Origin of the sequence: Vibrio sp. 1CM7H (genome assembly GCF_023161645.1) — a bacterium.
GTDB classification, from domain to species: domain Bacteria; phylum Pseudomonadota; class Gammaproteobacteria; order Enterobacterales; family Vibrionaceae; genus Vibrio; species Vibrio diabolicus.
In genome coordinates, this window is record NZ_JALNTV010000014.1 from 1 (window position 1) to 12,081 (window position 12,081).

The 12,081-nt window shown below is 46.2% G+C and carries 15 protein-coding genes; 2 read left to right on the forward strand and 13 right to left on the reverse strand.

Annotated elements, in window-relative coordinates:
• Positions 1-231 precede the first annotated feature (231 nt).
• From fusA to fkpA, 8 genes are all read right to left on the reverse strand, one after another.
• Entirely contained in the window at positions 232-2,331 is a 2,100-nt protein-coding gene (fusA, locus tag MSG33_RS22345) for an elongation factor G (protein ID WP_005397643.1), read from the reverse strand.
• Positions 2,332-2,406: 75 nt separating this feature from the next.
• Positions 2,407-2,877 carry a 30S ribosomal protein S7 gene (rpsG, locus tag MSG33_RS22350; RefSeq protein ID WP_005382796.1) on the reverse strand — a complete coding sequence of 157 codons (471 nt, stop codon included), beginning with the start codon at positions 2,875-2,877 and terminating at the stop codon, positions 2,407-2,409.
• 101 nt (positions 2,878-2,978) lie between these two features.
• A complete protein-coding gene (rpsL, locus tag MSG33_RS22355; protein ID WP_004399892.1) occupies positions 2,979-3,353 on the reverse strand; it encodes a 30S ribosomal protein S12 in 375 nt (124 codons plus the stop codon).
• 177 nt (positions 3,354-3,530) lie between these two features.
• Positions 3,531-3,806, reverse strand: coding sequence for a sulfurtransferase complex subunit TusB (gene tusB / locus MSG33_RS22360; RefSeq protein WP_041852883.1), 276 nt, complete (start codon positions 3,804-3,806; stop codon positions 3,531-3,533).
• A gap of 7 nt (positions 3,807-3,813) precedes the next feature.
• On the reverse strand, positions 3,814-4,170 hold the full coding sequence (tusC, locus tag MSG33_RS22365; RefSeq protein WP_005397648.1) for a sulfurtransferase complex subunit TusC: 357 nt from the start codon (positions 4,168-4,170) through the stop codon (positions 3,814-3,816).
• Positions 4,167-4,562: a sulfurtransferase complex subunit TusD gene (gene tusD, locus MSG33_RS22370; protein ID WP_012841341.1), complete on the reverse strand. Its 396-nt coding sequence runs from the start codon at positions 4,560-4,562 to the stop codon at positions 4,167-4,169. Before tusD ends, tusC begins: the two co-directional genes overlap by 4 nt.
• Positions 4,559-5,281 carry a transcriptional regulator gene (locus tag MSG33_RS22375; protein WP_031780643.1) on the reverse strand — a complete coding sequence of 241 codons (723 nt, stop codon included), beginning with the start codon at positions 5,279-5,281 and terminating at the stop codon, positions 4,559-4,561. The genes tusD and MSG33_RS22375 overlap by 4 nt, the downstream gene beginning before the upstream one ends.
• A 143-nt stretch (positions 5,282-5,424) precedes the next feature.
• Entirely contained in the window at positions 5,425-6,207 is a 783-nt protein-coding gene (gene fkpA / locus MSG33_RS22380; protein WP_005397659.1) for an FKBP-type peptidyl-prolyl cis-trans isomerase, read from the reverse strand.
• Positions 6,208-6,335: 128 nt separating this feature from the next.
• On the opposite strand from fkpA, the gene MSG33_RS22385 reads away from it, so the two are divergent.
• A complete protein-coding gene (locus tag MSG33_RS22385; RefSeq protein ID WP_046874532.1) occupies positions 6,336-7,322 on the forward strand; it encodes a PQQ-binding-like beta-propeller repeat protein in 987 nt (328 codons plus the stop codon).
• Positions 7,319-7,546, forward strand: coding sequence for a SlyX family protein (locus MSG33_RS22390; protein ID WP_005381455.1), 228 nt, complete (start codon positions 7,319-7,321; stop codon positions 7,544-7,546). Before MSG33_RS22385 ends, MSG33_RS22390 begins: the two co-directional genes overlap by 4 nt.
• Positions 7,547-7,630: 84 nt before the next feature.
• Here the strand turns inward: MSG33_RS22390 and MSG33_RS22395 are convergent, their stop codons facing one another.
• The 5 genes from MSG33_RS22395 to kefG all read right to left on the reverse strand — a co-directional run bounded on the left by MSG33_RS22395 (position 7,631) and on the right by kefG (position 11,939).
• Entirely contained in the window at positions 7,631-8,572 is a 942-nt protein-coding gene (locus MSG33_RS22395; protein ID WP_248382162.1) for an isoaspartyl peptidase/L-asparaginase, read from the reverse strand.
• A gap of 130 nt (positions 8,573-8,702) precedes the next feature.
• Complete coding sequence (gene slyD, locus MSG33_RS22400; protein WP_005397664.1) at positions 8,703-9,239, reverse strand: peptidylprolyl isomerase; 537 nt, start codon at positions 9,237-9,239, stop codon at positions 8,703-8,705.
• 92 nt (positions 9,240-9,331) lie between these two features.
• Positions 9,332-9,532 carry a YheV family putative zinc ribbon protein gene (locus MSG33_RS22405; protein ID WP_005381449.1) on the reverse strand — a complete coding sequence of 67 codons (201 nt, stop codon included), beginning with the start codon at positions 9,530-9,532 and terminating at the stop codon, positions 9,332-9,334.
• A 33-nt stretch (positions 9,533-9,565) separates the two neighbouring features.
• The gene (kefB, locus tag MSG33_RS22410) at positions 9,566-11,362 is read right to left on the reverse strand and encodes a glutathione-regulated potassium-efflux system protein KefB (RefSeq protein WP_046874533.1); all 1,797 of its coding nucleotides are present in this window, start codon (positions 11,360-11,362) and stop codon (positions 9,566-9,568) included.
• On the reverse strand, positions 11,346-11,939 hold the full coding sequence (gene kefG, locus MSG33_RS22415) for a glutathione-regulated potassium-efflux system ancillary protein KefG (protein ID WP_145474426.1): 594 nt from the start codon (positions 11,937-11,939) through the stop codon (positions 11,346-11,348). The genes kefB and kefG overlap by 17 nt, the downstream gene beginning before the upstream one ends.
• Positions 11,940-12,081 lie beyond the last annotated feature (142 nt).

Below are 12,081 nucleotides of genomic sequence, written 5' to 3' on the forward strand. Positions count from 1 at the left end.
TGTTTTACCGTGGTCAACGTGGCCGATAGTACCAACGTTAACGTGCGGTTTCGTACGTTCAAATTTTTCTTTAGACACGATCGTGTTCCTTCCTAGTTATGATTCGTCGTGATCATTATTGATCGACGACGCGCCAGAAATTGTTATTTTATGCGCCAACGCCCGTTAGCGCAATATTTGGACGCCCTGATCTCGCAAAAAGTCGTAAACTTTTTGTAGTTCAATCGTCAATTAGTAACCACGCTCTGCAATAATTTTATCTGCGAAGTTTTTCGGCACTTCAGCGTACTCGTGAAACTCCATAGAGTAAGACGCACGGCCTTGAGTTGCAGAACGTAGATCAGTTGCGTAACCGAACATTTCAGATAGTGGTACTTGAGCACGGATGATCTTAAGACCAGCCACACCTTCGTCCATGCCTTCAATGATACCGCGACGACGGTTTAGGTCACCAACAACGTCACCCATCCAGTCTTCCGGAGTGGTTACTTCGACATTCATCATTGGTTCTAGAATCACAGGTTGTGCTTCTAGTGCACCTTTCTTGAATGCCATCGAGCCAGCGATCTTAAACGCCATCTCGCTTGAGTCTACATCGTGGTAAGAACCATCAAATAGTGTAGCTTTAATATCTAGTACAGGGTAACCCGCTAGAACACCACTATTCATTTGTTCCTCGATACCTTTCGATACCGAACTGATGTATTCCTTAGGAATCACACCACCCACGATTTCGTCTACGAATACGAAACCTTCGCCAGGTTCAGAAGGCTCAAGTTTGACCCACACATGACCGTATTGACCACGACCACCTGATTGACGAACAAACTTACCTTCAACTTCCGCTTTACCACGAATGGTTTCACGGTAAGCAACCTGAGGTTTACCAACGTTACAATCAACGCTGAATTCACGCTTCATACGATCAACGATAATGTCTAGGTGAAGTTCACCCATACCTGAGATCAGAGTCTGACCTGATTCGTCGTCCGTTTCCACGCGGAATGATGGATCTTCCGCAGCCAGTTTACCTAGCGCGATAGCCATTTTCTCTTGGTCTGCCTTAGAACGAGGTTCTACAGCAATCTGAATAACTGGTTCAGGGAACTCCATGCGCTCTAGAATCACTTTGTGGTTCTGATCACACAGTGTGTCACCTGTTGTTACGTCTTTCAGACCGATAGCAGCAGCGATATCACCAGCGCGAACTTCTTTCACTTCTTCACGCTTATTCGCATGCATCTGAACGATACGACCGAAACGCTCTTTCTTCTCTTTTACAGAGTTGTAAACAGCGTCGCCGGAGTTTACTACACCAGAGTAAACACGCATGAACGTTAGCGTACCCACGAATGGGTCAGTCGCGATCTTAAATGCTAGCGCAGAGAATGGTTCGTTGTCGTCAGCGTGACGCTCAACTTCATTTTCTCTTTCGTCAACACCTTTAATTGCAGGTACGTCAACTGGCGATGGCAAGAACTCGATCACAGCATCTAGTACCGCTTGAACACCTTTGTTCTTAAACGCACTACCACAAGTGGCCAGTACGATTTCGTTGTTTAGTGTACGAGTACGTAGAGCTTGTTTGAGCTCAGCTTCAGTCAATTCACCTTCTTCAAGGTACTTGTCCATCAGCTCTTCGCTAGCTTCAGCAGCGGATTCAACCATGTGGTTGCGCCACTCTTCAGCAAGTTCGATCATGTCAGCTGGGATGTCTTCGTAAGTAAACGAAGTGCCTTGATCGGCTTCATTCCAGTTGATCATCTTCATCTTGATAAGGTCGATGACACCTCTGAACTCATCTTCTGCACCAACGTTCAGTTGGATTGGAACAGGGTTCGCACCAAGACGATTTTTAATTTGGTCCACAACGCGTAGGAAGTCTGCGCCCGCACGGTCCATCTTGTTTACAAATACCAAACGTGGAACGTGGTATTTGTCTGCTTGACGCCATACAGTTTCAGACTGAGGTTCAACACCAGATGAGCCACAGAACACAACCACAGCACCATCAAGTACACGAAGAGAACGCTCTACTTCGATAGTAAAGTCAACGTGTCCAGGGGTATCAATGATGTTTACGCGATGCTCAGGGAACTGTGCTTCCATACCACGCCAGAATGTAGTAGTCGCAGCGGATGTGATAGTGATACCACGTTCCTGCTCCTGCTCCATCCAGTCCATGGTTGCTGCACCATCGTGAACTTCGCCGATTTTGTGAGAAAGGCCAGTGTAGAACAGAATACGCTCAGTTGTGGTTGTTTTTCCTGCATCTACGTGAGCACAGATACCGATATTACGGTAGCGCTCAATAGGAGTTTTACGAGCCACGATTGTATCCTCTTACTAAGGTGTACCTTAGAGTATAGAAAAGTGCTGCGAGAGAACCTCGCAGCACAGAAGGTATTACCAGCGGTAATGAGCGAACGCTTTGTTTGCGTCAGCCATGCGGTGAACGTCTTCACGTTTCTTAACCGCAGTACCTTTGTTCTCAGACGCGTCTAGCATTTCAGCTGCTAGGCGTTGAGCCATAGATTTTTCACCACGCTTGCGCGCAGCTTCAACCAACCAACGCATAGCAAGTGCGTTACGGCGAACCGGACGTACTTCTACAGGTACTTGGTAAGTTGAACCACCAACACGGCGAGATTTAACCTCTACCGCAGGGCGTACGTTTTCAAGAGCTTCTTCAAAAATAGCTAAGTGGTCTTTACCAGACTTTTCAGCCATAGCATCTAGTGCAGTGTAAACGATTTTCTCTGCAGTAGATTTTTTACCGTCAACCATTAGGATGTTAACGAATTTTGCCAGCAATTCAGATTTGAATTTTGGATCTGGAAGGATCTTACGCTGACCAATGACGCGACGACGTGGCATGGATTTATCTCCGTTGTCTTCTTCAGGTTTTATCCAAAACTTTTCAGTTTTTTCAAAAAATTAAAAATAATTTAGTGTTTGGCCTTACTTAACGGAATCCATTAAGACTTAGGACGCTTCACACCGTACTTAGAACGACCTTGTTTACGGTCGTTAACGCCAGCACAGTCAAGTGCACCGCGAACAGTGTGGTAACGTACACCCGGAAGGTCTTTTACACGACCGCCACGGATTAGTACAACACTGTGCTCTTGAAGGTTGTGACCTTCACCGCCGATGTACGATGTAACTTCGAAGCCGTTTGTCAGACGTACACGACAAACTTTACGAAGTGCTGAGTTAGGTTTTTTAGGTGTAGTAGTGTAAACACGAGTACATACACCACGTTTTTGTGGGCACGCTTCTAGTGCAGGCACGTTGCTTTTAACAACTTGCTTTGCACGAGGCTTACGTACCAACTGGTTAATAGTTGCCATTAACTAGCTCCTGATTTACTTGAAAGTAAGCTTTGTGAAAAATCTATCCCCAACTACCATTGCAGTTAGGGACGCAAAATTCTATGCAGCAGTGAGAGGTGTGTCAAGAAATATACGGATCTTTTTTGTTCAATTAGAACAATTCATCCGTAAAGCTTTAGCGACAGTAAATCACGTTCAATCCCAAGTAAGCGATTTATCCTGTTTAACTGTGAGCTCAACGAAGCCTGAGTAATTCACGATCGTCAGTGATGGACTGATACGATTCGCAATACCGCGAGCGTGAATATCGCTCTCTAGCACAAATACACTGCGGTTTTTTAGGTGGGAGAACGCTTTATGCTGCGAGTTAGCAGCGTACACGGCATCTTCTATAAGTAAGATGTCATCCTGTGCACTGCATAAGGGCATGGCGTCTTCTAGAGCGGAGACCGTTTTTATAATATGTAGCATAACTTCCTCAGAACGACAGTAGCTTGCCAGCGTGTTGCAACTTATCTTTGAGCTGCTCTGAGCTTAACGCTTGAGCTTCAATGACTAAGTCCGCTTGAGCCAAACCTCGCTGAGCTAATGACTCTGAGCACACAAAGACTTGTTCAATATCGTATAAATCGAAGAGCTTCAGCATCGGCGCATAATCTTTGCTCAAGATCTTACTCGGTTCTTGTCCTAGTAGAAGCTGGTAAACCCCATCTCCCATGAAAATGACGCTGATATCTTCACAGTAAGCCGACGCGGCTAATAGTGCATCCACACCTTCACGACCAGCCGCACTGCCATGCGGCGCACTACGAAATAGATAAGTTAGCTGACTCAAAACTGTACCACTCTGTCTTGAGTTAACATCGCTTCGGCTAAGCTGCCTAAGCCGGCTTGCTCAAAACTTTCCGCTAGATTGCTCTGGACCAAACCATGTTGATTCGCTTCTTCTTCACTTACGATCCCGCGACGCAAAGCCGCAGCAACACAAGTTTCTAGACGAACACCATGCTCTTTTGCCAAAGATTGCCATGCCTTATTGAGATCAAATTCGTCGTTGGCAGGCACACTCAAAGCAGTACCATTGGTCACGCCCTCTTGATAAAAGAAAACGCTCACTAACTGATGGCCTTGCTCAATCACCGCCTTGGCGAACTGATAAGCACTGCGCGCTGACTGGCTACCGTAAACAGGACCGTTCACCACCAACGTGTAAGTCAGTTTACTCACTTTTCATCGTCCTCGGTTTTACGTTGACGAATGTATAAGTAGACGGTGTGTTTTGAAATGTTAAGACGATCTGCAACGCGGTTGATGGCATCTTTAATATCGAAGATGCCTTTGTCGTACAATTCCATCACGATTTGGCGATTCTTGGTGTTGTTCGATACCGATTTATCCGCATTGATCTCTTCGATGGTGCGTTCAACAGTTTGGTCCACCAGCTCTTCTACGTCACTAGCAAAGTTAACCGAGGAAGCCGCTTCTTTTGCTTCTTGCGTTGGCATGAAAGATTGAAGGACTTGCGAGAAGGGCGCGTCCAAGTTGACGTTGATACACAACAAACCAATCACGCGATTTTCACCATTACGAATGGCAACAGTGATCGACTTCATCAACACGCCACCTTTTGCACGGGTAAAGTACGAACGTGAGAAGTTGCGCTCCGAGCCTTCGATGTCTTTTAGCATTTTAAGCGCTAAATCAGTGATCGGTGAGCCGACTTGGCGACCCGTGTTTTCACCGTTAGCGATTTTAATTGCAGAGGTATTTAAGTCTTCTAGCGAGTGAAGAACGATTTCACAAAAGGGACCTATCAGGCTGGCGATACCATCAACGACCGCCTCATAAGATCTTAAAATGATTTTGTCGTGCTCGGTAAACGGCATCACGTTAACGGATTCCATTTCGAGCAACATCTCCGCGTTTATTGTTTCTGTAGTTGTCATAAGCCTTCGAGCGAAAAATCAACAAATTGGTGTAAGTTTATCAGAAAATTTGAAAATCAACCTAGCAAACTCACCAACTAGTGACCTAGAACAAAAAAGGCCCGTTAAACGGACCTTTTTCAATAACTTATCGCTGCTTATTGTTATTGCTCTGCGTTGTCGTTCTCGACTTTTAGCAGCTCAACTTCAAATACTAGCGTTGAGTTAGCAGGAATGCTTGGTGTGTCTTGATCACCGTATGCTAGCTCTGGCGGGATAACGAATTTGAATTTAGAACCCACAGGCATTAGCTGAACACCTTCTGTCCAACCTGGGATTACACGGTTAAGTGGGAAGGTTGCAGGTTCACCACGATCGTAAGAGCTATCAAATTGCGTACCATCGATTAGCGTACCTTTGTAGTGTACTTGAACCGTATCAGTGTCTTTTGGCTTCTCACCTTCAGCAGGAGTAATAACTTGGTATAGAAGACCTGTATCTGTCTTCACTACGCCTTCTTGCTTCTCGAACTCAGCACGGAAATCATCGCCAGCTTTTTTTGCTTCAGCTGCTTTCTCAGCCGCTTGTGCTTGCATCTTTTCAGCAACACGCTTATCTAGAGATTCTAGTGCTGCACGTGTTTCTTCTTCATTCAATTCAGCATTGCCTTTGAAGACGTCTTCGATACCTTTTAGTACCAAGTCTTTGTTAAGATTAATGCCGATTTCGCTTGGCTTGTCGATGCTTGTGCTTAGGTAGTTAGCAAATGAAACACCGATTGCGTATGCCGCTTTATCGTCGTCGGTTTTAAAGTGAACCGCTTTACCGGTTTCTGCTTGAACTTGTTCTGCTTGAGGTGCGGCTTCTGTTTTAGTTTCTTCTTTCTGACAACCTACCGCTAGCATAACTGTTGCAGCAAGTAGCGACACTTTTAAAACTGATTTCATTAAATTCTCCCAATAATGGCTTTGCCATTGGTTGTTGTGCACAAATCTTCTATGAGACTAGTGAAGACAATCGTTATACCAATATACTAGCTATATGTCTTAAGACACAAACCGGATTATTAGATGTGATGCAAAGAATTTCTCATTTATTCCTATATTTAATTGTCATCACCACGTTAAATGGTTGCTTTTTCGCCGAGCGTGAAGTGCACCGTTGGCCGATAGAGCCTCAGGGTGCGACGAGCTTCGCACTTAGCAGAGATGGACGATTTGCTCTGCTCTATTCTCAGCAACACCATTTGATGTTGTGGGACCTAGAGCAAAATGAACAACTAGCCAACCTGGGTGAGCTCGATGCCGATGCCAACGTGGTATCCCATATTCGTATCTCAGACAATGGTCGCTATGCAGTCACAGCGAGCCAAATGAACTTCGCAGTTTGGGACTTAGGCTGGACGCAATCCGAAGGCCTTTGGTCTATTTCTGATGCGCTCATTCGCGACGTTGATATCACCAGTAACGGTGAACAAGTTCTGCTCGGGTTATCCAACGGTAAAGCAATTTACGTCAACTTAGTCACCGGACGTCGCTTGGAGTTCCTTGCGCATCGTGAAAAAGTCAATTCCGTCGCCATTTCTCCTAATGGCCGCTTCGCACTGACTGGTGGTAATGACTACAAAGCGTATTTGTGGGACACCGAAACCGGACAAGTGCTGCGGACCTTCGAACATGAACAACGGGTTGTTCGTGTTGCCCTGCAACGAGATGGCAAGTTAGCAATGACATCCGATGGCGGAAACCAAGCGGTAATTTGGGATTTAAAAACTGGACAAGAGGTCACACAGTTGAGCAGTTGGTCGCGCCAATTGATCTTCTCTACTGCGCGATTTTCTGATGACGGAACTCAGTTAGTGACAGGAACGCCTTCTGGCCGCGTTTCAATATGGGATACTCAAACCGGAAAACGGATTGGCGGATTTGAAGTGGAGCCCAAAAAAGACACTCGCCCTCCCCGTGCGGTCGTGTATGATGCAGCCTTTGATTCAAAACAACGCGTAATTACTGCTACTTCAGCAGGTATTGCCCAAGCTTGGCAGTTAGAGAACGGATCATGACAGAAAAAATCATTCAGCAATTGGAAGCACGCATTAATGACTTAGAATGTCAGCTTGCGTTCCAAGAACAGACTATTGAAGATCTGAACGGCGCCTTATCGCAGCAGCAACTGCAAATTACCAAGATGCTCGATCAGATGAAATATGTGGTAGGTAAAGTAAAAAATATGGACTCGTCGAATTTAGCCGATCCGTCAGAAGAAACCCCACCACCGCATTATTAAAATGCAGGCTCAAATAGCACAAAGCCCAGAACGTGTTCTGGGCTTTGTTGTATTGATTACTTAAGAAGGTTGCTCAAGAGGAAGCTATTCGTCAGCGTAGATTTTGACGCTCAACTCGCCTTGAGTGTTGATGCCAGCTCGGTACATACCAGAACTGTTCATCGCAAAGTGCAACTCACCTTGTGCATCGATGGCGATTAGACCGCCTTCGCCGCCCATCTCTTTCAGTTCCCCCTGAATAATATGCTCACAAGCAGTATGAATATCTTCTTGTAAATAACGCATCCGCGCGGCGACGTCTTCTGCGACACGTTTACGGATAAAAAACTCACCGACACCCGTAGTCGAGACCGCGACGACGCCATTTTCGGCCACCGTGCCGCAGCCTATCAAAGCCGAATCTCCGACTCGATTGTATTGCTTATTCGTCACGCCACCCGTACTGGTGGCAGCGGCTAAGTTGCCTTGTTGGTCCAATGCCACCGCACCAACTGTACCGTGCTTACGATCATCTGGATAACGAGATTCCGACAAAGCAAACTGTCCTTTCTCACGCATCGAAAGCAGTTGCTCATAACGGCGATCAGTAAAGAAGTAATCTTGCTCGGTATACTCATGGCCTTGCTCAAAAGCAAACTTCTCTGCGCCCTCACCCACCAACAACACGTGATTGCTGTTTCGCATCACGTCACGAGCGAGCTCAATTGGATTCTTGATATGACGAACACCAGCGACCGCGCCTGCGGCTTGGTTTCGACCATCCATGACAGAGGCGTCCATTTCTACCATTTCGTTGTTGGTCAGCACCGAGCCTTTACCAGCATTAAAGTTAGGCGAGTCTTCCAACACTTTTACTGCAGAAACAACTGCATCCAAAGCGTCGCCGCCTTCCTCAAGAATTTGATGGCCGGCTTTTACCGACGCTTCCAAATCAGCCAAGATGGATTGCTGAAGTTCATTGCTCATCTGTTCACGTAAAATGGTGCCTGCGCCACCATGAATCGCAATCGAGAAAGGTTTTGTCATCGCTTTTTCCATGAGTTGTTCTTTTCTTCTATGCACTACACCTTAGATAAACAAAAAGCGCAAGTTGAAACCTCAACTTGCGCTTTTCAAAGCTTTACTAGATAAGATTATCTAGTGAAGGAGCTTGTGATTAGTGAGAACCACAGCTGCCGCCGCCACAGCAGCCTTCATCATCGTGATCATGGTCATGACCACAACCACCAGCTTGATGGATATGACCGTGTTCGATCTCTTCTGCTGTTGCTTCACGTGTAGACATAACTTCTACTTCGAAAGTTAGTGTTTGACCAGCTAGCATATGGTTACCGTCAACAACCACTTCGTTGCCATCAACTTCTGTTACTTCTACAGGGATTGGACCTTGGTCAGTGTCAGCCAGGAAGCGCATGCCCACTTCGATTTGGTCAACGCCTTGGAATACGTCCGCAGGAACGCGTTGTACTAGCGCATCGTTGTGCTCGCCGTAAGCTTCTTCAGGAGCTACCGTTACTGAGAACTTGTCGCCAGCCACTTTACCTTCAAGCTCTTTTTCAAGACCAGTGATTAGGTTGTTGTGACCGTGAAGGTAATCTAGAGGCGCTTCTGCTGTTGATTGATCAACAACGACACCGTCTTCCATCATTACTTTGTATGCAAGGCTTGCAACAACGTTCTTTTCAATTTTCATACTAACTCCAGGGAGATTAATTGACTTAACCTGAATGGGGTTAAGTACTGAGATATCTGGGTGTATTATGGGGATCAATTATCGAAGTTCAATTATTCCGGCTTAAAAATTCCGATCATTTCCTGATCTGAGTGTTTATTTTTCTCTACAGATTGCGGTTTACGCTGCTCAGTAAACTCACACTCGACACACTCAACTAACTCGATATTATTTTCAATCCACCAGCGCAGGGTATCTTGCTGGCTGCAATTTGGGCAGCTAGCGCCGGCAATAAAACGTTTCTTGATTTTCACGCTATTTCCTTAGCTTGAGTCTTGGCTCAAGTACTACTTCCAATGATTAGGTGACTGATGGTCGCTCTCCATCTCACGACCAAAAATTTCTTCTAGCTCTTTGCGTGCCTCTTTCGCTCTCTGAGCCAATTTCTTATCTTCATTGTGCTGAGGCAATAAGTCCTTAAGCATAGCATTATCTAACTTACGAAAATGTGCTTCTGCCCGCTTTGCTTGATATGGGTGCATACCAAGTTCTACGAGCGCTTGGCGACCGAGATCCAATGCCCCTAAAAATGTTTCACGAGAGTAATTCTCGACACCGTGGCTCATTAACTGATACGCCTCGACACGGCTTCTTGCTCGGGCTAGCAACTTAAGTTTCGGGAAGTGCACGCGGCAGATATCAACGATGGCCATCACCTCATCAGGTGAATCGGTACAAATGACCAATGCTTCTGCTTTATCTGCGCCAGCAGCCCGCAAAAGATCAATTTGGGTAGCATCGCCATAAAACACTTTGTAACCATACTTGCGCAGTAGATGGATTTGACTGGCATCACTTTCTAATACCGTCACTTTGATTTTATTGGCATACATTAAACGTCCGACGATCTGACCGAAACGTCCAAAGCCTGCAATGATCACACGTGGCCGACGATCCACTACTTTCGTGGTCATGCCCTCTTCTTCTTGATTCAGAGTATGAGCAAACCATTTTTTTTGTCCCATCAGCAAAAGTGGTGTCGTCACCATGGATAAACTAACCACCACCAACAAAAACGCTACTTGCTCTTTGGATAAAATGCCCTCTTGGCTCGCTGCGGTAAATATGACAAAGGCAAACTCACCACCTTGGCTTAAAATCGCGGCCATACGGCTTCTCGCTTTGGCTCCGACACGGGCAGCTCTCGCCAATGCATACAAAACCAAGCCCTTAACCACGACCAAAGCCACCACCGCGCCCAGAATCTCTAAAGGGTGTAATGCCAATAACCCCAAATTTACCGCCATGCCAACCGCGATGAAGAACAACCCCAACAACAAACCTTTAAACGGCTCGATAGCGATTTCCAATTCATGTCGATACTCACTCTCAGCCAGCAGAACGCCGGCTAAGAAAGTCCCTAGAGCCATAGAAAGCCCGAGCTTTTGCATCACGACAGAAATCCCAAGCACGACCAATAGTGCGGCGACGGTAAAGAGCTCACGAACGCCGCTCATCACAACAAAGCGAAATAGTGGACGCAATAAGAAATGGCCACCAATCAACAGGGCCACTACACTGCCTAATACCGTGAAGACATCCAACCAACTACCGCCACTCTGCCCGCCAGCAAGCAAGGGCAACATTGCCAACATTGGGATCACGGCAATATCTTGAAAGAGCAATACTGCAAAACCAGACTGACCCGTTTCGGTGCCATTGAGCCCTTGCTCTTCAATCACTTTAAGAGCAATTGCCGTCGAGGACAGCGCCAATCCCATCCCAATCACCAAACTCACTTGCATGCTTACGCCGAACATACTGACGACACTGCCCAGCACGGCGGTCGTAACCACCACCTGCGCGCCGCCTAAACCTAGAATCGGTCCTCGCATTTGCCACAGTTTTTTAGGATTTAGTTCAAGGCCGATCAAGAACAGTAACAACACGACCCCAAGTTCAGCAAAGTGCAAAATAGCATCAACATCACTGATTAAGCCAAGGCCCCAAGGGCCAATCAACACACCGGCAAGTAAATAACCTAAAACCGAGCCAAGTCCGAGACGCTGAGCAATCGGCACCGCGATAACCGCAGCCGAGAGAAAGACCACGCTACTTTGAAGAAACTCACTGGTTATCGCCATACTGACCTCCTTGGTCTGTTGCTTCCCAGTTTTCAAGTGGGTTGTTCAACCACCGACGATACAGTTCGGCGTGCTCATACCGCTCAATATCCGAGACATTACGCGACCAATACAACACCAAAGGTTCAATCCAGTGCATTTGACACAAGGCGGCCGTCAGTTCAAACGGTTGTAAGATTTGCTCTAATGGATATTTGTTGTACCCCTTCGCGCTAAAGGCCTCTTCTTTCCCCCCCGTTGTAATCACACTGCGCCAGTATTTTCCCTCTAGTGCCGAACCTCCGCCAAAAGCAAAACCTTTGCCCAGCACTCGGTCCAACCACTCTTTTAACAGGGCTGGGCATGAATACATATAAAGCGGGTGATGAAACACGATCACATCATGCATGAGCAACAACTCATGTTCGTAATTCACATCAATAAAGAAGTCAGGGTAAACACCGTAAAGATCGTGCACAGTGACGTGATCAAGCGACTGAGCTTTTTTAATCATCACTTGATTAGCAATCGAGTTATGTGGCTCTGGATGAGCATAAATGACCAGAACTCTTGGGAGAATAGACGGTGCAACAGCCAAATGGTCGTCCTTGTGGTTATTTTTATCCGTTATCAAATTGTTATACTTTTTTGTACAGCATAATGCAATTAAAGCGAATCAATCGACTTTTCCGGCCAATACCCCTACTATTCACCGCTAGATATATACCCAAGTGGCTTTA

What these genes read in the sequence shown, in the direction of transcription:
- MSG33_RS22390 (WP_005381455.1), top strand. Translation starts at nt 7,319, where the DNA reads ATGACAGAAAAAATCATTCAGCAATTGGAAGCACGCATTAATGACTTA.
- MSG33_RS22375 (WP_031780643.1), bottom strand. Translation starts at nt 5,281, where the DNA reads ATGACAACTACAGAAACAATAAACGCGGAGATGTTGCTCGAAATGGAA.
- MSG33_RS22385 (WP_046874532.1), top strand. Translation starts at nt 6,336, where the DNA reads ATGCAAAGAATTTCTCATTTATTCCTATATTTAATTGTCATCACCACG.
- rpsG (WP_005382796.1), bottom strand. Translation starts at nt 2,877, where the DNA reads ATGCCACGTCGTCGCGTCATTGGTCAGCGTAAGATCCTTCCAGATCCA.
- rpsL (WP_004399892.1), bottom strand. Translation starts at nt 3,353, where the DNA reads ATGGCAACTATTAACCAGTTGGTACGTAAGCCTCGTGCAAAGCAAGTT.
- kefB (WP_046874533.1), bottom strand. Translation starts at nt 11,362, where the DNA reads ATGGCGATAACCAGTGAGTTTCTTCAAAGTAGCGTGGTCTTTCTCTCG.
- tusB (WP_041852883.1), bottom strand. Translation starts at nt 3,806, where the DNA reads ATGCTACATATTATAAAAACGGTCTCCGCTCTAGAAGACGCCATGCCC.
- fkpA (WP_005397659.1), bottom strand. Translation starts at nt 6,207, where the DNA reads ATGAAATCAGTTTTAAAAGTGTCGCTACTTGCTGCAACAGTTATGCTA.
- MSG33_RS22395 (WP_248382162.1), bottom strand. Translation starts at nt 8,572, where the DNA reads ATGACAAAACCTTTCTCGATTGCGATTCATGGTGGCGCAGGCACCATT.
- slyD (WP_005397664.1), bottom strand. Translation starts at nt 9,239, where the DNA reads ATGAAAATTGAAAAGAACGTTGTTGCAAGCCTTGCATACAAAGTAATG.